Origin of the sequence: Hahella sp. CR1, from assembly GCF_029813005.1 — a bacterium.
GTDB lineage: Bacteria > Pseudomonadota > Gammaproteobacteria > Pseudomonadales > Oleiphilaceae > Hahella.
On record NZ_JAPELK010000003.1, the window covers coordinates 246,983 to 268,565 of the forward strand.

Annotated in this window: 18 protein-coding genes; 5 read left to right on the top strand and 13 right to left on the bottom strand. The window is 53.2% G+C overall.

The window, feature by feature from the left end; genetic code table 11:
• Positions 1 to 14: 14 nt before the first annotated feature.
• The 3 genes from ONV78_RS09080 to ONV78_RS09090 form a co-directional block, all read right to left on the bottom strand.
• Positions 15 to 434: a biopolymer transporter ExbD gene (locus ONV78_RS09080; RefSeq protein WP_216735590.1), complete on the bottom strand. Its 420-nt coding sequence runs from the start codon at positions 432 to 434 to the stop codon at positions 15 to 17.
• Positions 431 to 1,066 carry a MotA/TolQ/ExbB proton channel family protein gene (locus ONV78_RS09085; protein WP_127971518.1) on the bottom strand — a complete coding sequence of 212 codons (636 nt, stop codon included), beginning with the start codon at positions 1,064 to 1,066 and terminating at the stop codon, positions 431 to 433. The genes ONV78_RS09080 and ONV78_RS09085 overlap by 4 nt, the downstream gene beginning before the upstream one ends.
• A 118-nt stretch (positions 1,067 to 1,184) precedes the next feature.
• Positions 1,185 to 3,389: a DNA internalization-related competence protein ComEC/Rec2 gene (locus ONV78_RS09090; protein ID WP_279502747.1), complete on the bottom strand. Its 2,205-nt coding sequence runs from the start codon at positions 3,387 to 3,389 to the stop codon at positions 1,185 to 1,187.
• A 213-nt stretch (positions 3,390 to 3,602) separates the two neighbouring features.
• Between ONV78_RS09090 and ONV78_RS09095 the strand changes: the two genes are divergently transcribed.
• The 3 genes from ONV78_RS09095 (at position 3,603) to ONV78_RS09105 (ending at position 6,118) form a co-directional block, all read left to right on the top strand.
• Positions 3,603 to 4,163 (top strand): DUF2062 domain-containing protein, encoded by a 561-nt coding sequence (locus tag ONV78_RS09095; protein WP_216735588.1) that lies wholly within the window; start codon positions 3,603 to 3,605, stop codon positions 4,161 to 4,163.
• Between the two features lie 83 nt (positions 4,164 to 4,246).
• Complete coding sequence (locus ONV78_RS09100) at positions 4,247 to 5,359, top strand: 3-deoxy-7-phosphoheptulonate synthase (protein WP_279502749.1); 1,113 nt, start codon at positions 4,247 to 4,249, stop codon at positions 5,357 to 5,359.
• 12 nt (positions 5,360 to 5,371) lie between these two features.
• Entirely contained in the window at positions 5,372 to 6,118 is a 747-nt protein-coding gene (locus tag ONV78_RS09105; protein ID WP_216735586.1) for a glycerophosphodiester phosphodiesterase, read from the top strand.
• Positions 6,119 to 6,173: 55 nt separating this feature from the next.
• Here the strand turns inward: ONV78_RS09105 and sthA are convergent, their stop codons facing one another.
• From sthA to ONV78_RS09155, 10 genes are all read right to left on the bottom strand, one after another.
• The gene (gene sthA / locus ONV78_RS09110) at positions 6,174 to 7,568 is read right to left on the bottom strand and encodes a Si-specific NAD(P)(+) transhydrogenase (protein WP_216735585.1); all 1,395 of its coding nucleotides are present in this window, start codon (positions 7,566 to 7,568) and stop codon (positions 6,174 to 6,176) included.
• Between the two features lie 188 nt (positions 7,569 to 7,756).
• Positions 7,757 to 8,002, bottom strand: a complete 246-nt coding sequence (gene nqrM, locus ONV78_RS09115) for a (Na+)-NQR maturation NqrM (RefSeq protein ID WP_279502751.1) — start codon at positions 8,000 to 8,002, stop codon at positions 7,757 to 7,759.
• Between the two features lie 4 nt (positions 8,003 to 8,006).
• Complete coding sequence (locus ONV78_RS09120) at positions 8,007 to 8,930, bottom strand: FAD:protein FMN transferase (protein ID WP_279502753.1); 924 nt, start codon at positions 8,928 to 8,930, stop codon at positions 8,007 to 8,009.
• A 121-nt stretch (positions 8,931 to 9,051) separates the two neighbouring features.
• Positions 9,052 to 10,278 (bottom strand): NADH:ubiquinone reductase (Na(+)-transporting) subunit F, encoded by a 1,227-nt coding sequence (gene nqrF / locus ONV78_RS09125; RefSeq protein ID WP_216735582.1) that lies wholly within the window; start codon positions 10,276 to 10,278, stop codon positions 9,052 to 9,054.
• Positions 10,279 to 10,308: 30 nt separating this feature from the next.
• A complete protein-coding gene (nqrE, locus tag ONV78_RS09130) occupies positions 10,309 to 10,920 on the bottom strand; it encodes an NADH:ubiquinone reductase (Na(+)-transporting) subunit E (RefSeq protein ID WP_127971532.1) in 612 nt (203 codons plus the stop codon).
• Between the two features lie 2 nt (positions 10,921 to 10,922).
• Positions 10,923 to 11,588 (bottom strand): NADH:ubiquinone reductase (Na(+)-transporting) subunit D, encoded by a 666-nt coding sequence (locus ONV78_RS09135; protein WP_127971534.1) that lies wholly within the window; start codon positions 11,586 to 11,588, stop codon positions 10,923 to 10,925.
• Positions 11,581 to 12,390, bottom strand: a complete 810-nt coding sequence (locus tag ONV78_RS09140; protein ID WP_127971536.1) for a Na(+)-translocating NADH-quinone reductase subunit C — start codon at positions 12,388 to 12,390, stop codon at positions 11,581 to 11,583. Before ONV78_RS09140 ends, ONV78_RS09135 begins: the two co-directional genes overlap by 8 nt.
• A complete protein-coding gene (locus tag ONV78_RS09145; protein ID WP_127971538.1) occupies positions 12,383 to 13,582 on the bottom strand; it encodes an NADH:ubiquinone reductase (Na(+)-transporting) subunit B in 1,200 nt (399 codons plus the stop codon). The genes ONV78_RS09140 and ONV78_RS09145 overlap by 8 nt, the downstream gene beginning before the upstream one ends.
• Before the next feature lie 3 nt (positions 13,583 to 13,585).
• Entirely contained in the window at positions 13,586 to 14,929 is a 1,344-nt protein-coding gene (locus ONV78_RS09150) for a Na(+)-translocating NADH-quinone reductase subunit A (protein ID WP_279502759.1), read from the bottom strand.
• Positions 14,930 to 15,346: 417 nt separating this feature from the next.
• Positions 15,347 to 16,819 (bottom strand): glyceraldehyde-3-phosphate dehydrogenase, encoded by a 1,473-nt coding sequence (locus ONV78_RS09155; RefSeq protein ID WP_279502761.1) that lies wholly within the window; start codon positions 16,817 to 16,819, stop codon positions 15,347 to 15,349.
• A 208-nt stretch (positions 16,820 to 17,027) separates the two neighbouring features.
• Between ONV78_RS09155 and mfd the strand changes: the two genes are divergently transcribed.
• Entirely contained in the window at positions 17,028 to 20,477 is a 3,450-nt protein-coding gene (gene mfd / locus ONV78_RS09160; protein ID WP_279502762.1) for a transcription-repair coupling factor, read from the top strand.
• A gap of 156 nt (positions 20,478 to 20,633) precedes the next feature.
• Entirely contained in the window at positions 20,634 to 21,500 is an 867-nt protein-coding gene (locus tag ONV78_RS09165) for a peptidoglycan binding protein CsiV (RefSeq protein ID WP_279502763.1), read from the top strand.
• Positions 21,501 to 21,583 lie beyond the last annotated feature (83 nt).

A 21,583-nucleotide genomic window follows, 5' to 3' on the forward strand; every position in this document is an offset into this window, starting at 1 on the left:
TAGTCAGGATAGGGTTATTCGGCTTCGGTGCGTTGAGTAGTGATGCTCAACTTCTGATACCCGAGCTGACCGGCGACATCCATTGCCCGGACCACGAATTCGTGGGGGGTTTTGGCGTCCGCCGTAACAATGAACGGAAGATCGTTCTTGCCCTTGGACAATTGCTCCACCGCCCTTTTCAATGTAGCGATCTGACTATTGATCAGTACTCGCTGATTAACTGTGTACTGACCGTCTTTATTGATCACGACCTCAATTTGATCAGCCAGGCTTTCAGACGCTTCGCCTGAGGACTTCGGCAGCTCCACCGCAAGACGGCTTTCCTTGGTGAACGTGGTTGAGACCATAAAGAAGATCAGTAGCAGAAAAACAACGTCAATCAGAGGCGTTACGTTTACTGACAACTCTTCTCTGGATTGGCGCCGGAATTTCACTTGCTTTTCACTCCGCTCATGTCGACGTCACGATCGCCGTGCACGACTTCAACCAGCTTCAACGCCTGCTGCTCCATCTCAACCACCAGTTCGTCCACACGACGCTGGAAGTAACGGTGAAATACCAGTGCAGGAATAGCGATAGTCAAACCCACCGCGGTAGTAATCAGCGCCTTGGAAATGCCGCCCGCCAATGCTTGCGTATTGCCAGTGCCGGCAATTTGAATTTCGGCGAACACGTCGATCATACCGATAACCGTACCCAACAGTCCCAACAGAGGAGCAATCGCCGCCACAGAACCCAACGCCGTCAGGAAACGCTCCAGTTCATGCACAACATGACTGGCTTCTTCCTCGATACTTTCTTTCATGATCTCACGGCCATGTTTGGCGTTGATCAGACCCGCGGCGAGAACGCGACCAAGGGGAGTGGATTGTTGGAGGTCTTTCAGGGTTTTGCCATTAAGTTCTTTTTTCTTAAGGCGCGCCATCAAATCGTTAACGATAGAGCGCGGCGCAACTTTTTGCGGCCGCAGAGTCCAGAATCTTTCAATAATGATCGCTAGAGCCACCACTGAACACAGCAAAATAGGGATCATTATCAAGCCGCCGGCCTTTAACAACTCGTACACGCATCTGTCTCCTCAAAAAAATTGCCATACTTTACCACAGCCTATAAACAAACCGTAACAGCAAAAGCTTATCGGAAAGTAATCTTAGTCCTTTAAAAGCACGGGGTTGTTCACAGAATCAGCGATTCTTATCCAACGCCATCAGAACCTCGCCCCAAGGTCCGCCAAACTGTATTTTTACCGCGCCGTCGCCCTCTTCAATCGATATCTGCACAGCGCCCACCTCGGCCGTGTTATAAAAAGCTGCGCCTCTGCGCTCAAACCAATCACGCACCAGCTTATGTGGATGCCCAAAGGCATTGAGATAACCTGTGGAGGCAATGACAACCCGGGGCGACACAGCGGAAGCGAACTCGGGCAAAAAGCTGGACGCGCTACCGTGATGCGGCGAGACCAGTATGTCAGACGCCAGCTTATCTTTGGCTTCAGTTAATAGCGCCCGCTGCGCCGACGCCTCGATATCTCCTGTCATCAGTATGCTAAGCCCCCTCCCCGTCAAACGTATAACGCAGGAACGGTTATTACCTTTCCCTCTCGCACCCTCCAGAGGCCAAAGGACCTCCATCCTCGCCACCCCGACTTGATAGTTAGCCCCAGCGATACAGGGTTTAGAGCTTTCCACTCTGTCCGGTTCACCAGAAAGCGCGGACGCCACGATGAAATTTGCGCGCACATCGCCCCAGCCGCCAGCGTGATCGCTATCTCCATGACTAATAACCGCGTACTTCAATCCTTTGACGCCAATAGACCGCAAGTAAGGATCGACCACAGTTGCCCCAGCACTCCACCCATCCGCGAAGCCAGGACCTGCGTCATACAAAGCCGTTTCGCCACGACTTTCTATCACTGACGCCAATCCCTGCCCAACATCCAACAAGGTAAAACGGAACCAAACCTGCTCATATTGCTCACGCATTCCGGTCCCAATTAGCGCCAGCACTCCGATAAACCAGACAGCGCCGGGCATCCGCATCGCCCCCGCTACACAGATTCCGACGATGACGAAGCTGACTGACGCCAGCGTCATCTCCAGAGGCGTTTGCAGAACAGGACCTAACGAGGCCAGCTCGGCCACCCGCCAAAACCCATCCAGACAAATATCCGTCATTCGCAACAACATCTCCCCGCCTGCCGGCCAGACCAAAGCCACGGCAAGCGCCAACAGCCCCAAGGGAACCACAACCAGCGTAATCAATGGCGTTGCAACCAGGTTAGCCGGTGGAGCCGCCGACGGAATCTGCTGGAAGCTTATCGCCAAAATCCCTGCCAGACCCACTGTCAAAGCCATTTGCGACCGCCACAGCGATCCTGGTTTCGAAAAGGATTGCAGCGGTCGATGACTAAAGGCCACAAAGAGCAGCCCCACCGCCACGAAAGACAACCAAAAGCCCGCGCTCCAGGGAGCCAAAGGGTCCAGAAGCAAACTGCAGGTGAGAACCGCAATAAAGAAAGTCGACGGCAATATCCGGCGACGCATCCTCAGCATAAGCAGCGCAAGAGAAACCGCCAATGCAGCGCGCATCGCTGGCAGACCGCAATCGATCAGAGCGACATAGGAGAGTATCGCCAATATGGTCAACCCACATGCAACCCAGTCGGCGAACTGCCGTGGGAGCCAACAAAACGCCCAACGCAAGGCGAACATAACCAGAATTGCTATCAAACCAATATGGAGGCCGGAGATAACCAATAAATGCGTCAGACCGGAGCGCCTCAGCACATCCCATTGCGACTCATCCAGCTCTGTGCGAGCGCCCAGAAATAGCGCCAGGAAACTTCGTTGATGCGCCATCGACTCCGTCGTCGAGCGAACCAGACCCCGAGTCCGAGACCGAAACTCAGCCAACCTCCCCATAAGCCCCTCAGCCCGCCCCATCCCCCACAATTCAACAGAGCCCTGGGCAATGGAACCTCTGGCGTACAAACCTGACCGCCACAGTTTTTGCCAGCCCCATGGATCATGAAAGTTTTGTAATGGCCGAAGGTCTTTTAGCTTCGCCTGCAGGGAATAACGTCCGGACTCGTGCAACTCCACGTCACAGTAGTAGCAGGATAAACGGATGGTCTTGCTCGCCAGCTCTGGCAGCAAAACGCCATCCACACGGGCCTCTGCGACACAAAAGGAAAAGGACTGCACATTGCCGGCGCGCACGGAACTACATATCTCACCGCGCAGTTGCAGGGGTTCGCCAAGCAGTGACGGCGGCAAGGATTCCGCAATATTTTGTAATCGAATTCCGGCGAAAATGACCCCAAACAGAAACAATGCCGGGGTATAATAGCGACCTCGGCCGCTGAGACTCCCCGCAATAACGCTCAGCAAAGCTAAAATGCTTAAAAGAGGGGAAACCCAGACATACTGGGAGACGAATGAAAGCCAATGATGGCCGAATAAAAAAACTGTTAGCCATCCGGCGGTTAGCGCGAGCATCCATGTGCGCATCGGTTGTTCCCTAAATTTACATTACACTCTAATATATGGCGGCTTTTTTCGGAGCAGCACTCTATACGACTTTCACGCGGTTGTAATCAGCAAATGCCTAAAGATTTCATCAAGAAGTGGATGCCAAATCCACACAAGCTCAAAGAAAACAAGTCTCTGCATTTTTTAGGCGACATCTTACATGAGCCCAACCTCTGGCATATCAACCGCCACGCCATCGCCAAGGCCGTTCTGGTTGGCGTGTTCTGCAGCTTTATTCCCATGCCTTTCCAAATGGTGGTGGCCGCATTCATCGCGGTCTGGGTAAATTGCAATCTGCCACTGGCCGTCGCACTCGTATGGATTAGCAACCCTGTCACCATGCCGCCTATTTTTTATTTCAACTATCTGGTTGGCGCACACATTTTAGGCATGCCGAAAGTTCATTTTGAATTTGAGCTCAGTTTCGCCTGGCTGGGAGAAAAGCTGTATCAGATTGGTTTGCCGCTCTATTTCGGCTCATTCATTTGCGGGCTATTCTTTTCCGTACTGGGCTATGTTGTCGTCGAGTACCTGTGGCGCCGCAAAATCAGGCATGACTGGCGTAAACGACAGGAAAAGCGCGCAGCTCGACGTGCGTCGGGCATGACCTGCCAGAATACCAAAGCTCAATAAGGAACATCGTCGCCCGCGGCGAAAAAAAATAAGCATCGGACCCCGTCCGCCTCAAGAGTCCACCCCTACTTCAGGAAACCGCTATGCTGATCATTCTTCACCCTGACACAGATATTTCCTCAGAAGCTTATAGAGAAACCTTGAACTTTATTGACGCACTGCCGGGCGTCTCCAGCAAAGTCCATGAAATTCAGGGCCAGCAGCAGAAGTTGACGGAAATCTATCTTCTTGGCGACACCAAGAAGCTGAACGCCGAAGAGCTGGAAGCCTTACCCGCTGTTGAACGAGTCGTTCGCATTTCTGAAGAATATCGCATTCTTGGCCGCCACGCGGACAGCAAGCGCACTACCGGATTTCACTACAATGGACTGACCTTCGATCAAGATAGCTTCCATGTGTTCGCAGGCCTTTGCGCAGTGGACAACCCGACTCACGTCGAAGAAATGATGCGCGCCCTGAAAGAGAACGGCCAGCAATGCACCCGCATGGGCGCCTATAAGCCACGCACCAATCCCTATACCTTCCAAGGTCACGGCAAAGACTGCCTCCCCTACGTCTTCGAGCTGGCGGGCAAATACGACATCAAAGTCATCGCCATGGAGATTACTCACGAGAGCCACATCGAGGAAATTGATGAGTGCTTGGAGAAAACCGGTCGCCCTACTGGCGTCATGCTGCAAATCGGCACCCGCAATACACAGAACTTTGAGCTGCTCAAAGCCATCGGTAGACAAAAAGAATATCCGGCGCTGCTGAAGAGAGGGTTTGGCATCTCACTGAATGAATCTCTCAATGCAGCGGAGTATCTGGCAAGCGAAGGCAACGCCAATGTCGTCTTCTGCCTGCGAGGCATGAAAACCGACGGCGGAGCGCCTCACCGCAATCTGGTGGATTTCGCCCATGTCCCTGTCATCAAACGCCTCACCCGGATGCCTGTTTGCGTAGATCCTTCACATTCTGTCGGCAATCATGAGCGCGCGCCTGACGGCATACTGGAAGTTACTCACGCCACTGCTCAGGGTATCATCGCTGGCGCCAATATGGTTCTGGTGGACTTCCACCCTCACCCATCCAAAGCTCTGGTAGATGGCCCGCAGGCGCTGACCATGCCGGATTTGCCAGCATTTCTGGAAGATGCGAATTTATGCAGGGAAACCTATCTTAAACGCCAAACAATCTACAAAAAGGCCAAATAACGGAAACTCAATATGATTATTGTGGGTCATCGGGGCGCCAAGGGCGAAGCGCCGGAAAATACCGTCGCCGGCTTTGCCCATCCCTACCAGGAAGGCATCCGCAATTTTGAGCTGGACCTCCAGCTCAGCAAAGACGGCCACTTGATGGTCATTCATGATAAAACCACTAATCGCACCACCGGCCACGCCGCCAAGGTCGCAGAGCTAACTGCGGCTGAACTGGGCGATTTGGACGCAGGACTGCATGTTCCACCCTGGCATGAGCCAGCTCCAGTGCCGACGCTACAGGACATCCTGGCGGTTTGTCCTGAGTTTCAGTCGATACAGCTGGAAATCAAGACTGACACCAAGCCCAGGCTAAACATTCTTTGCAATCGACTGGTAGAACTGATCCAACACGAAAAGCTGTTCGGACGCGTCGTCGTTACGTCATCCAACTCATGGGTGTTGCAGCAGATCAAGCGACTGAATGGTTCCATCGATACGGGATATGTCGCGGAGAAGCGCTTTCCTGGGCCAATACAAACCGCACTCAAGCTCAACTGCCGAATGCTGGTGCTGTATTACAAGCTGGCCGACGAGGAGCTGATGACAGAAGCCAGAAAGGCGGGACTGGAAGTCTCCACTTGGACGGTAAATATGATTCCCGATGTATTACGCCTACAGGAATTGGGGGTGCACAGCGTCATCACCGACTACCCCTGCCACGTCCTCAAATATCTGAAGACCCAGCAACCGCACCTGACTCACGCGCAGTAGTCGCTTTCGCGACAGCAGGCGAGCGGGATGCACAATCCCCCTCGCCTAAGCCCGATCAAAATATCCGATTAAGACCGTTTAACGCCGCCACCCGATAGGCTTCAGCCATCGTGGGGTAATTGAAGGTGGTGTTAACAAAATACTCGATAGTATTCAGTTCACCAGGCTGATTCATGATGGCCTGTCCGATATGCACGATCTCGGAGGCCTGATCTCCGAAGCAATGAATGCCCAGCAACTCCATTGTTTCCCGATGGAATAGCAGTTTCAGCATACCCACCGTGTCGCCGGTAATCTGCGCGCGGGCCAAATCCTTGAAAAACGCCTGCCCTACTTCATAAGGCACCTTGGCTTCAGTCAACTCCGCTTCTGTGCGACCAACGGAGCTAATTTCAGGAATAGTATAAATCCCGGTAGGCACATCGGTAATAAAGCGGAAGAAATCATCCTTAACTATCTCCGAGGACGCGGAGCGCCCCTGGTCATAGGCGGCGCTAGCCAGGCTGGGCCAGCCGATCACGTCGCCCGCCGCAAATACATGCGGGATCTTGGTGCGGTAGTGATTATCCACTGCCAACTGGCCGCGAGCATTGGGCTCCAGCCCAATATTCTCCAGCCCCAGATTATCTGTGTTGCCGGTGCGCCCGTTACACCAGAGAAAGGCGTCGGCGCGAATACGCTTGCCGGATTTCATTGTCAACACAACGCCATGATCATCCCCGACCACGCTATCGTATTGCTCATTATGACGCACCAACACCCCGTTATCCCTCAGGTGATAACTCAATGCGTCGGAAATTTCTCCGTCAAGAAAAGACAGCAAACGTTCGCCGGGATTAATAAGGTCCACTTTAACGCCTAACCCGACGAAAATGGAGGCGTACTCACAGCCGATAACCCCAGCCCCGTATATAATCAGCGTTCTCGGCGTATGGCTCAGCTTGAGAATACTATCGCTGTTGTAGATACGACGATGAGTGAAGTCTACGTCTTCAGGCAGATAGGGCCTGGAGCCTGTCGCGATAACGACCTGCTTACCATACAAGACTTCTTTACCGTTCAGACCGCCCCGCACTTCGATGCGATTCTCATCAATGAAACTGGCGCGACCGCGATACAGATCAACTCTGTTGCGAGCGTAAAACTGCGTACGGATTTTAACCTGCTTACCAATCACTCGCTCCGCATTCTGCAAGACTCTGGGGAAAGAAAACCAGCGCGGCTCCCCGATATCCCGGAACATAGTATTGGTATTGAACTGGATGATTTGCTTGACTGCGTGACGCAACGCTTTCGACGGAATCGTCCCCATATGGGTGCAGTTGCCGCCAACCTGACTCTTATCCTCAATCACTGCAACGCGCTTGCCGTGCTTCGCCGCATTCATCGCCGCGCCTTCGCCAGCTGGCCCGGCGCCAATTACAACCACATCATAACGATATTCAGCCATGCGCTGTCGGTCTCCTGAAATCCCATCCCGCCGGATTGCAGCCGCCGCAGGCCACCAGACGGAACATCTTTATAATTTAATACTTAAGTCGCGACGTCAGATAAACGCACCGTCGCGTGCGACAACTCAATCACAAACCGCAGAACGCCATTGAGGCATTCGCGGACTTGCTTCTATAAGGTAAGAGCTCACCCCTTACGGGTGGCGTCGTATGCGAGATCTTCAGCCCGCGCCTGAGATTGCTTGGCGGCGGCTTCCGTCTCTTTTTCACACTTGTTTTTATCGCCTCCGCAAATATCGCAGGCGACTTCCATTCCCAGGGCGCTCATACCGCCGCATGAACCTGAGATGGGCTTGCGGCCTAGGATAACGCCGATGGACATGGCCACAACGATGAGCAGCATGACGCCGAAAACAACAAGAAACACATACATCGCTCTACTCCTCCAATCGTTTGATACGTTTCAAAAACGCGGGGGACGTTTCTTCTACAAACTTACCGTCCCGCCGGACAATAAACAACACAGCGATATCGTTTTTGACCGCAACATCCATACCTTGTTCCGGCCCCATTACCATAAAGGAGGTCGCCAACGCGTCCGCGCGCGCCACCGTATCGTCGATGACGGTTACCGAGGCGAGGTTGTGGCCAATCGGTTTGCCAGTGCGGGGGTCAATGGTATGGGAATAGCGAACGCCATCTTCTTCGAAGTAATTACGGTAGTCTCCGGAAGTGGCTACCGCGCCCCTGTCCATTTCCACCACGTTTTGCGCCCGCCTTTCGCCCACTACCGGCGATTCTATGGCGATCCGCCATGGCTGACCATCAGGCTTGTGGCCACTCAGCATGACTTCGCCGCCAACCTCAACCAGATAATCAGTAACGCCCTTCGACTCCAGGTATTTAGCCGCCAGATCAACGGAATAGCCTTTGGCGACGGCGGAGAGATCAACGTACATCGCCGTCTCTTTGAGAACCTTATCGCCGTCCGCCTGGTATTTGAGGTGCTGATAGCCGACTTTGGACAACTCGTTGGAAAGCGTGGCCTCATCCGGAATCTTAATTGGCCGAAGATCAGGACCAAAGCCCCACAGATTCACCAGCTTACCCACTGTGATATCAAAAGCGCCGCCACTGATATCGCTGACGCCTTGCGCAATTTGAAAGACTTCGAATGACTCAGGCGAGAAATCAAACCAGCTTCCAGGTTCAGATTGATTAAAGCGGCTTAATTCCGATTCAGGCTTATACGTCGACATCAGGCGATCAACCAGCTGCAATTGCGCCAATACGCCCTGCGCCAGTTCCTGCTCTGATTTGCTCGAATCAGAAGCCCATTTGACATGATAGGTCGTACCCATGATTTTGCCCTCAGAAGAGTGCAATTCCGGGCCAGAATGAAAGCAGCCCGCCAATGCGAGACTGCTGGAGAGCAGTAAAGCACTGGCGGGCTTTCTGATTTTGAGGAACGCAGAAATAATATTAACCACCAAAGTCGTCTAGCAGAATATTCTCGTCCTCAACACCCAGGTCTTTCAGCATTTTGATAACCGCCGCGTTCATCATGGGCGGTCCGCACATGTAGAACTCGCAATCTTCCGGCGCTGGATGCTCCTTGAGATAGTTTTCATACAACACGTTGTGAATGAAACCTTTGTAGCCCGTCCAGTTGTCGTCAGGCAGCGGATCGGAAAGAGCCACATGCCATTGGAAGTTATCATTCTCCGCAGCCAGACCGTCAAAGTCGTCCACGTAGAACATTTCACGACGGCTACGAGCGCCATACCAGAAGGACATTTTACGACTGGTCTTAAGACGCTTCAGCTGATCGAAAATGTGCGCACGCATTGGAGCCATACCGGCGCCGCCGCCAACGAACACCATCTCAGCATCAGTCTCTTTAGCAAAGAACTCACCAAAGGGTCCGTATACCGTTACCTTATCGCCTGGCTTCAACGAGAATACCCATGAAGACATTTGTCCGGGCGGGAAGTTGGTGCCTGGAGGAGGCGTCGCGATACGGATGTTGAACTTCAGTACGCCGCGCTCTTCCGGATAGTTCGCCATAGAGTATGCGCGAATTACCGGCTCTTTAACGACAGAACGGAAGCGCCACAGGTTGTGCTTGTCCCAGTCTTCCCGGAAACGCTCTTCGATTTCAAACTTATCGAAGGTCACATCGTAAGCAGGCGTCTCAAGCTGAACGTAACCACCCGCGCGGAAGTCGACAACTTCGCCATCCGGCAGCTTCAGTACAAGCTCTTTAATGAAAGTAGCAACGTTATGGTTAGACACCACCTCGCACTCCCACTTTTTAACGCCAAAGACTTCTTCCGGCACTTCAATTTTCATGTCCTGCTTAACAGCAACCTGACAGGACAAACGCCAGCCTTCCTTCTCTTCACGACGCGTAAAGTGCGCTCTCTCCGTCGGCAACATGGAGCCGCCGCCGTCGAAAACCTTACATTTACACTGCGCGCAGCTGCCGCCGCCGCCACAGGCGGACGACAGGAACACGCCCTCTCCAGCCAAAGTTTGCAGCAACTTGCCGCCAGCTGGCGTTTTGATTGTGTGATTGGGATCGCCGTTCACCTCAATGGTGACGTCGCCCGAGCTGACCAGTCTTGCGCGCGCCGCCAGGATCACCGCCACCAGTGATAGCACTATGGCGGTGAACATGACTACGCCCAATATGATTTCAGTGTTCATTTGTTATTAACCTTCACCTGTTCGGACCGATTACAGAGAAATGCCTGAGAAAGACATAAAACCAAGCGACATCAGACCTACGGTGATGAAGGTGATGCCCAGACCACGCAGACCTTCAGGAACGTCACTGTATTTCAGCTTCTCTCTAATACCGGCCAAAGCGATGATCGCCAACGCCCAGCCCAGCCCAGCGCCGAAACCGTACACCAGACTCTCTCCGAATGTGTAATCACGCTCAACCATGAACAGGGAAGCGCCCATGATCGCACAGTTAACGGTAATCAGCGGGAGAAACACACCCAGCGCGTTATAAAGCGCGGGGAAGAATTTATCCAGCACCATCTCCAGTATCTGTACGATAGCGGCGATAACGCCGATGTAAGTCAGCAACCCAAGGAAACTCAGGTCAACATTAGGCAGTCCCGCCCAGCTCAATGCGCCTTCGCGCAACAAACCATTATAAATGGCGTTGTTAACAGGCACGGTCACAGCCAGTACGACGACAACCGCAATGCCGAGACCAATAGCCGCTTCCATCTTTTTGGACAAAGCCAGGAACGTACACATCCCCAGGAAGAAGGCCAAGGCCATGTTTTCAACGAATACCGCCTTGACAAGGAGGCTCAGATAATGTTCAAACATGCTTAAAACGCCTCCTTAACTTTGTGCGCGGACAGTTTGTACTCCGCCGCTTCCACCTGATCCTTCTTCCAGGAACGCAGCCCCCAGATGATCAAGCCGATAATGAAGAACGCGCTCGGAGGCAGCAGCAACAGGCCGTTTGGCTGGTACCAGCCGCCATTGGCGATGGTGGGAAGAATTTCCACACCGAACAGCTTACCGGCGCCCAGCAGCTCACGCACTGTAGCAACTGTAATCAATATAGCGCCGTAGCCTGCGCCGTTGCCGATACCGTCAAGGAAGCTCAGCACAGGGCCATTCTGCATGGCGAAAGCTTCCGCACGTCCCATTACGATACAGTTGGTGATAATCAGTCCGACGAATACAGACAACTGTTTGCTGATTTCGTAGGCGTAAGCTTTCAACACCTGATCAACTACAATTACCAGCGACGCAATGATGGTCATCTGTACGATGATCCGGATGTTGCTTGGTATCTGTGAGCGTATCAACGCGATAAAGAAGCTGGAGCTCGCTGTTACCAACGACACCGCGATCGCCATTACGATTGACAGCTTAAGGCTGGTGGTGACAGCCAACGCGGAACAGATCCCAAGAATCTGCAGCGCAATCGGGTTATTGGAGAGAATAGGCTCTAGAAGAACTTTCTTCGGCGTTACGTCAGACATTTCCTGCCTCCCCGGATCTTACCTTTTCCAAATACGTTTTGAATCCGCTCTCGCTCAACCAGTAGTGCAGCAGATTTTCCACGCCGCGGCTGGTGAGGCTGGCGCCAGACAATGCGTCAACAGAGTACTTGGCGTCAGATGAAGAAGGATTCACACCGCCCTTAACGAGACGCACTGCAACATCAAAGTTGTCATCGTACACCTCTTTACCAGGCCATTGCGCTTTCCAGTTAGGGTTGTCGACTTCACCGCCCAGACCGGGGGTTTCGCCGTGCTCGTAGAAGCCCAGCCCCACTACGCTGTCGCCATCCGCTTTCAAAGCCAGGAAGCCGTACAGCGTCGACCACAGGCCATAGCCTTTGACCGGAAGGATCACGCGAGTCAGCGCGCCATTTTCCTTGACCAGATACACTTTCGCGTAACGCTCGCGACGCTTGATGCTCGCCAGGTCTTCAGAAGAATCCAACACTTTGGACAATTTCGGGTTTTGCGCAGATTTCTTTTGATCAAACGCGTCTACGCTTTCAAAACCGATGTCCTTGGGCTCCACGTACAAACCAGTATCCAAGTCGACAATCTTCGGTGTTATCTGAGCAAACTTCTCTTCCACTTCTTTTTTAGTGGGAGTCGCGCTCAACATGCCCGCCGCGCGGAGAATATTCTCTTTCAGGTTCAGTGTTTTATTCTGAATCTGAACCGGCTTCAGCAGTACGACCGAAGCGGATACAAAGATAGAGCAGACGATACACAGCGCCAGCGCGACGATGACCGTCTTTTGAATTGAATCGTTTGACTTAGACACGCGCCAGCCTCCGTTTGATATTGGCTTGAATCACCAGATGGTCGATAAACGGCGCAAACAAGTTGGCGAACAGAATGGCCAACATGATGCCTTCAGGGAACGCCGGGTTAACCACGCGAATCAATACGGTCATCAGGCCAACCAATATACCGAACGCCCACTTACCGGTATTGGTCATGGATGCGGATACGGGGTCCGTCGCCATAAACATCATACCGAACGCGAAACCGCCCAATACGAAATGCCAGTGTGCAGGCACCTGGAACATCTGGTTAGTGTCGGAACCGATAAAGTTCAACAGAGTTGCAGTCGCGGCCATACCCAGGAAAACGCCAGCGACGATACGCCAGGACGCAATGCCCATGATCAGCAGTACAGCGCCGCCCAACAGAATCGCCAGCGTAGAGGTTTCACCCACGCTGCCCTGCTGGAAGCCAAGGAACGCGTCCATCCAGGAAATGTTGGCGGTCAGCGCGTTCAAGCCGCCGGAAGCCGCCACACCCAGAGGCGTCGCGCCGCTGAAACCGTCAACAGCGGTCCAGACCGCGTCACCGGATATCTGCGCCGGATAGGCGAAGTACAGGAAAGCGCGCCCAGTCAACGCCGGGTTCAGGAAGTTTTTACCTGTGCCGCCGAATACCTCTTTACCGATCACAACGCCAAAGCTGATGCCCAACGCCACTTGCCACAATGGAATGGTTGGAGGACAGGTCAACGCAAACAGAATAGAGGTTACGAAGAAACCTTCGTTAACTTCATGCTTTCTGATCGTCGCAAACACCACTTCCCAGAATCCGCCCACAGCAAAGGTGACCGCATAGATAGGAAGGAAGTAAACCGCGCCATAGATGAAGTTATCCCAGATGCTGGCGGGGTTATTTCCGGCAAGCATGGCGATAATCGCGCCGTGCCAGTCCATATCCATGGTCAGGCCATTAGCGGCGAGGTAGGTGTTGGACTGGTAGCCCACGTTGTACATGCCGAAGAACATGGCCGGGAATACACAGAACCACACCGTAATCATGATGCGCTTCAAGTCAACGCCGTCACGCACGTGCGTGTTGGCGCTGGTTACTTTGGAAGGCGTATAGAAGATGGTGTCGACGGCTTCGTAAAGCGCGTACCACTTCTCATACTTGCCGCCTTTTTCAAATTGCGGCTCGATTTTGTCAAGAAATTCTCTCATTCCCATGCATCAACCCTCTTTCTCAATGCGAGTGAGGCTATCGCGAAGAATAGGACCGTATTCATATTTACCCGGACACACGAAGGTGCAGAGGGAAAGGTCTTCTTCATCCAGCTCCAGACAACCCAGCTTTTGCGCCATTTCTGTGTCGCCGACAATCAGAGAGCGCAGTAGTTGTGTTGGAAGAATGTCCAACGGCATCACCTTTTCATACGAACCAACGGGGACCATGGCCCGCTCGCTGCCGTTCGTAGTGGTGGTGAAGTTGAACAACTTGCCCGGGTTGAGCTTGGAAAGATAAATATTCAACAAGGAGAATTTATTGGAGCCCGGTGACAACCAGCCCATAAATTCACGCTTGTAGCCTTCTTCAAGGCAGGATATTTGATTGGCGTAACGCCCCAGGAAAGCCACGCTGCCTTTCGCATTGCGGCCGCCGAGTACGGAACCGGAAATCAGACGCACATCGGAAGACTTCAGTTCGCCTTCAGTCAGCTGGGTTAGCGATGCGCCCGCACGGGTGCGCAGCAGGCGAGGCTTATTGACCATAGGGCCAGCCAATGCAACCACTCTCTCCACAGACTTATGTCCGGAGGTGAACAGGCGACCAATAGCGATTACGTCCTGATAACCGATCGTCCAGACAAATTTGGACGCGTTCACAGGATCAAGGTAATGGATATGGGTGCCTGCCAGACCGGCGGGGTGTGGGCCGTCAAACTGTTCCTGCACGGCGTTGGAGCCGTTAGGCAGATCGAAGCTGACGCCAGCGCGGGCGCAGACGAAGACTTTGCCGCGGGTCAGTTTGCCCAGAACAGTCAAGCCGTTTTTAAAGTCGGCCTTGGCTTCGTTGATAATGACCGCCGGATCAGCGCTCAATGGGTGGGAGTCCATCGCCGTTACGAAGATGGAGTGAGGCTCAGCGTCAATAGCAGGAGCCTTGCTGTACGGACGCGTTCTCAACGCAGCCCAATCTCCAGAAGCGATCAGGTTTTCAGCAACCTGCTCGCGAGACAAACTGGGCAGTTCCTCGGGGCTGTATTGAGCGAACTGCTCATATTCGTCCCCTTCAACGTCGATGACAATCGACTGAAACACCCTACGTTCGCCTCGGTTCACCGCTGACACTATACCGCTCGCTGGCGAAGTGTAACGGACGCCTTCCGTCTTTTTATCAGTAAATAGAAGCTGGCCGCACTTAACACGATCGCCTACCTTTACTTCCATGGTAGGTTTCATGCCGTTGTAGTCAAATCCGATTAAAGCAACCTGGTTTACAGGCTTACCATCTTCAATGACCTGTGCAGGCGCTCCGGCTATCGGAAGATCCAAGCCTTTCTTGATCTTGATCATCAGCCCCGCCTAATCATCAGAATAAATTGATTTACAGCCACCACGAATGCGCTCTTGTGATTGGAATTTAGGATTGCCCTTGTTGGAGGGATGCACAGGATGGCCGACCAAAAAACGCCATAATTATAGTGACGCAAATCCGGATTTTCTACTACGCCGGGCGAGCTTATACGGCCAATCCCCTATTTTTTCAGCGAATTCAGTCATTCAGCGGCCCCGCTGCGGTTTATTACCATCGGATTACAATTATTCAGGCGCATTTCCCAGGAAATACGGCCCACACACACCCTTAGACTTTAGTATTAGGGCGCTCACTCAACCGCTCAAAATTTCCGCACCAACAAAAAAGGCGAGCACATTGGCCCGCCTTTTTAACCAGTTGGTCAACCTTTCAGGGTTGATCCGACAATGGCTCGTTTATCCCATTCTTTTGGGATAGACAGCATAGGTAACGCCCGCCATCTGGTTCACAACGCGAACCACCTGCGCGCTATATCCAGCTTCGTTATCGTACCAAACATACAACACGGCGCGATTGCCATTGACGATAGTCGCCTGCGCGTCGACAACGCCTGCGCGACGAGAACCAACAAAGTCAGTGGACACCACTTCCGGCGAGTTGACGAAGTCAATCTGCTTCTGCAGATCAGAGTGCAGAGACACGTCACGGAGATAGCCGTTCAGTTCTTCCACAGATGTATCGCGACCCAAGTTCAGGTTCAGGATAGCCAGCGACACGTTTGGCGTTGGCACGCGAATGGCGTTGCCGGTCAGCTTACCAGCCAGCTCAGGCAGCGCTTTGGCGACAGCCTTGGCGGCGCCGGTTTCCGTGATAACCATGTTTAGAGGCGCGCTGCGTCCGCGGCGACTGCCCTTGTGGTAGTTATCGATCAGATTCTGGTCGTTGGTATAGGAGTGAACGGTTTCCACGTGACCGTCTTTGATGCCGTACTCGTCATTCAACGCTTTCAGCACCGGAGTGATGGCGTTGGTCGTACAGGAGGCCGCTGAAAGAATGCGATCTTCCGCAGTGATCAAATGGTTGTTGATGCCGTATACGATGTTCTTGATGGAGCCTTTGCCCGGCGCAGTCAACAACACGCCCTTGACGCCTTTGCACTCCAGGTGACGGGACAGGCCGGCCTCATCGCGCCATACGCCTGTATTGTCGATAACAATCGCGTTATCGATGCCATACTGGGTGTAATCCACTGCATCCGGGTTATTCGCGTAAATAACCTGAATGTAGTTGCCGTTAGCGATGATGGCGGATTCTTTCTCGTCCACGGTGATCGTGCCCTGGAAGGAACCGTGTACGGAATCGCGACGCAGCAGGCTGGCGCGTTTTTCCAGATCATTGTCCGCATTGCCTTTGCGCACGACAATTGCGCGTAAGCGCAGGTTCGCGCCGCCACCGGCTTTCTCGATAAGAATTCTCGCCAACAAACGTCCAATACGTCCGAAACCGAACAGCACGACGTCTTTGCTTTCTCCGGAAGTCCCCATACTTCCTTCGGCGGTGCATTTCCCAACTACTTCGTCCAGCTCGCTGCGCACGAAATCTTCCAGCGCAACTGTATCTTTTACTTTTTCATATTTAATAGCGAGCTTGCCGATATCTACGTGAGCGTGCCCAAGTTCCAGCTCGTCCAGCAACTTTAATATAGGATAAGTGTTGTGCACGGACAGTTCATGATCAGCTACCTGACGCACAAAACGGTGCGCTTTTAACAGGCCGATCACTGAACGGTTGATGATTGGGCGACCATATATGGATGTGATGACGTTATATTTTCTGTACAGTCTTCCGATAAGGGGAATCATCGCTTCAGCGACGGTTTCGCGTTCCTTCCATTCCCCAAAACAAGCATCCAATTTTTCTTGACTCACTTTTATGCACCTCTCGTCTGCGCAAATCGGGCGCTCATTATCCCTTTTCAAAACATCCGAAGCAATTTAGGCTCCTTGATTTTTAACGCTTTCCAAGGCGTTTCAGGGCCCTTACACAAGTGGACTGGCTATCACGTTTCCGGGGTTTGGTTGTGATTTTACGAAACAATTGTAGAATGCCCCTTGACTTTAAGGTGGAGATATAAAGTTGACAGAGCGGCGCCAACTTCCTTCAAATTCAACGACTATCAAGTACTGGCCTCAGGCCGTCGGACAGTCAGACGCTTACATTCTGGCGCAGGCGCTCAAAGAGCAAAAACGCCTGTTGGTGGTAATAACACCAGATATGCCCTCGGCGGATCAGCTCGAATCAGCGGTGAAATTTTTTTTAGGGGACGTGAAAAAAAATGAGAACACGCCCCCAATTTTGACCTTACCGGACTGGGAAACCCTTCCTTACGATACTTTTTCGCCTCACCAGGACATTATTTCCCAGCGTATTCAGACCCTGCATAAACTACCGACCTGCGCCAGCGGCCTGCTTATTGTCCCGCTCAGCACCATCATGGTGCGTCTGGCGCCAAAGGAGTTTGTGCAACGCTCCACCCTGATCCTGCGCAAAGGCCAGCCGCTCAGGATAGACAGTTATAGATCCGAGTTGGAGCAAGCGGGTTACCGCTGCGTCGATACGGTTTATGAACACGGGGAGTTTGCCGTCAGAGGGTCGATCTTTGACATATTCCCGATGGGCTCCAAAGCGCCTTATCGTATTGACCTGTTTGACGAAGAAGTCGAAACCCTGCGCCAGTTTGATCCAGAGACTCAGCGCTCCGCTGGACAGGTGGATGAAATCAGTCTGCTGCCCGCACACGAGTTTCCACTTAACGACGCATCTATCCAGTTATTCAAAGACAACTTCTACGAGAAGTTTCCCGGCGCGTCCCGCAACATTCCTTTGCTGCAAGACATAAGCCGCGGCATCGCCACGCCCGGGCTGGAGTACTACCTCACTCTATTTTTTACTGAGACCGCCAGCCTGCTGGATTATGTGGCCAAAGACGCCTGCTTCGCCCTTTATGATGGGCTGCACGAAAAAGCGCTGCATTTCTGGAAAGACCTTGAACAGCGTTACGAGGATTTGCGTCACGACATTCAGCGGCCCCTCTTACCTCCAGCGGATATTTATCTGCGGGTTGATGAGCTGTTTGAGGGACTGAAGCAATTCCCACGCGCGCAATTCAGCGCCAAATCCGAGGAAACGGACAAGCCGTTCTCTCCCCTTCCCCACCTGGCTCTGGACGCCAAGAAGGAAAACCCGTTACAGGCTATTGACTGCGCCCAGCAGGACAGCGGTTACAAGATAGTCTTGTGCGCGGAGTCCGCCGGTCGCCAGCAAGCGCTGATGGATACATTCAAGGAGCACGGTAGACCACTGAACTTGTTAGAGTCCTGGGAAGCGTGCCTGAGTTCCACCGCCCCCTGGAATATCACGGTGGCGGAGCTGGCGAAAGGGTTCGCTGACAACGAAAACCGGATTCTGGTCGTAGCGGAAGCAGACCTGTATGAAGGCAGGGTCCTGCAGCGGAGACGACGCAAGCGGACGCAGGAAAGCCCGGAAAACATCATTCAAAACCTGACCGAGCTGAAGCTTAATGCGCCGGTTGTGCATATCGATCACGGCATCGGCCGCTATAAAGGTCTGCAGTCACTCGAAGTGGACGGCCAGAAACAGGAGTTTCTGGTGCTGGAATACGCCAACGAAGCCAAGCTTTATGTACCGGTATCCTCTCTGCACCTGATTTCCCGCTATGCCGGCCTTGACGATAATCTGGCGCCGATTAACAAACTCGGTACGGATCGCTGGTCCGCCGCTAAGCGTCAAGCAGCGGAGAAGATTAAAGACAGCGCGGCGGAGCTGCTGGATATTTACGCCAAACGAGAACTGCACAAAGGCTACGCCTGCCCGCCGCCGGATGAGCATTATCGCGCCTTCTCCGCCGCCTTCCCATTTGAGGAAACGCCGGATCAGGCCACGACGATCAACGCAGTCCTGCAGGACATGATGAAGCCACGCCCCATGGACCGGCTGGTCTGCGGCGATGTAGGCTTCGGCAAAACGGAAGTCGCCATGCGCGCCGCCTTCCTCGCCGCGCATGCAGGACGCCAGGTGGCGATACTTACGCCTACCACGCTGCTCGCACAACAGCATTTTCAGTCCTTCCAGGACCGCTTCGCCGACACCGCAATCAATGTCGAACTGATTTCCCGCTTCCGCAGCGCCGGCGATATAGAAAAAGTCAAAGACAAACTATCGGAAGGCAAGGTCGACATTCTCGTCGGCACCCATAAACTGCTGCAGAAAGACATCCAGTTTAAGAATCTCGGCTTGTTGATCATCGACGAGGAGCATCGTTTCGGCGTGCAGCAAAAGGAGAAGGTTAAATCTCTGCGCGCCAACATCGATATACTCACACTGACCGCCACGCCGATACCGCGCACCCTGAACCTTTCCTTTCAGGGCGTCCGCGATTTGTCGATTATCGCCACTCCGCCGGAGAAGCGTCTGTCCGTCAAAACCTTCGTACAGGAACACAGCAACAGTATTATCAAAGAAGCCGTGCTGCGGGAAATTTTACGGGGCGGCCAAGTGTTCTGCCTGCACAATGAGGTTAACACTATCAACAAAGCCGCGGCCGAGCTGCAGGAGATGGTTCCGGATGCGCGCGTGGCTGTCGCCCATGGCCAGATGCGTGAGCGTGAGCTGGAAAAGGTCATGTCGGATTTTTACCATAAGCGCTTCAATGTGCTGATGTGCACTACCATTATTGAAACCGGTATCGACATCCCCTCCGCCAACACCATTATCATCGAGCGCGCGGATAAATTCGGTCTGGCGCAGTTGCACCAGTTGCGGGGCCGGGTCGGCCGCTCTCATCATCAGGCATACGCCTACCTGTTGACCCCTCCGCCACGCAACCTCACTGAGGACGCCAAGAAAAGGCTGGACGCCATCAGCAGCGCCCAGGATCTTGGCGCTGGATTCACCCTGGCCACCCATGACCTGGAAATTCGCGGCGCAGGGGAATTGCTTGGCGAAGAGCAAAGCGGGCATATCCAGAACATTGGCTTCACGCTTTATCTGCAATTGTTGGATGCAGCGGTCAAAGCCATGCGCGAGGGCAAAGAGCTGGATCTGACCCAACCTCTCGATCAAGGTTGTGAAGTCAATCTGCGTTTGCCCGCACTGATTCCCGACGACTATCTGCCGGATGTTCACAACCGTCTGATCCTGTATAAACGCGTCGCCAGCGCCAAGGATGAGGACGCATTGCAGTCTCTGCAAATTGAGATGATTGACCGCTTTGGCCTCTTGCCTGACGCAACCAAAAATCTGTTCCGTCAGGCTCGTCTGAAATTGACCGCCGACAGGCTGGGCATTGCTCGAATTGATATCGGCGCCAGGGGCGGCGTGATCGAATTCAACGCGAAGACCACCATCGAACCGATCAAACTGGTCAATCTCATCCAGCGTGAACCCAAGCACTATAAATTGGACGGAGGCTCCAAGTTACGCGTCACTCGCTCACTGGAGGACAAGGAAGACCGTATGCAATTCGTGGAAAAACTTCTGAAGTCCTTCGCTCCCGCCCGCGCATAACCCTGCCGGGCGGCCCCGGCGCCAGGGAAATGTAGTATACTTTGTGAGGGTTTGTTGATGGATGGCCACTTCCCCATTGGCGCCATCAACCCGCCCTAGCTTTTATTCCCTGGCGCACGCCTTCCAATCACAAAACAAAAGAAGTTGTCCAAATAAATGCTATTTTGCCGAACACCTCAACTTTGCCCTTTCTCAGCGCGAAGCATTGCACTCTTTCTCACGCTGTTTCTTGGGCTTATGTCTTCCAGCCTGCGCGCCTATGCAGGGCTTTATCAAATCGACCTCATCATGTTCAAAACCCCCGTGCCGGAAGGGGAAGAGAACTTCGAATATTATCCCGTCGATTACAATCCCGAAGCGCCGCTCCTAGTGGATTTCACACCGCTGAGCAGTCTGCAGAAACAGGCGCTCGGCGCAAACCAGACATTGTTAAAATGGATCGCCAACAACCTTGACCGTCGCTCTGGTTATCAGGTTGTCTGGCATAAATCCTGGGTGTCGAATCTCGCGTACAACCAAGATACGCCCGTGCGTATTTTTGATACGGAAAGATTGGGCGAAGGCTACAGCATAGAGGGCGTGGTGAGCCTGTCACGCACTCGTTACCTGCACACCACGATTGATTTATCCCTGGTGGAGTGGAGGCAAAAGCAGCCAGGCGGCGCTATGGATGACATGTTTACGCCCTTCCCCGAGCAAACGGGCGCCGCCAATGCGCTCACACCAATGCCGCAAAACACGCCGGAAGCAAAGGTAACCGCACCCGACAGCGAGGAGCCGTTCATGGAAGAGGCCTTCAGAGGACTTGAGCCTGTCGCCCGCTACCGCAACCGACAATCACGCCGCATGCGCAGCGGCGAGGTCCACTATCTGGATCATCCTGTCGTAGGCGTACTGGTGAAAATTATCCCGGTCCGCAATGTGCGCATCCAGACTTCCGTCGACACCGCAGAAGGCAACCTGGCTGGCGAGGACGAGAAAGAGTCGGAAGAAAGCGAAACCGACAGTCCGTCGGAAGACTGATATAACCCACCAAAGTTAGACGGCTTTGAGCATCCAATAAAAAAGCGGGGTAATTTCCCCGCTTTTTTCATTCAACGATCAGC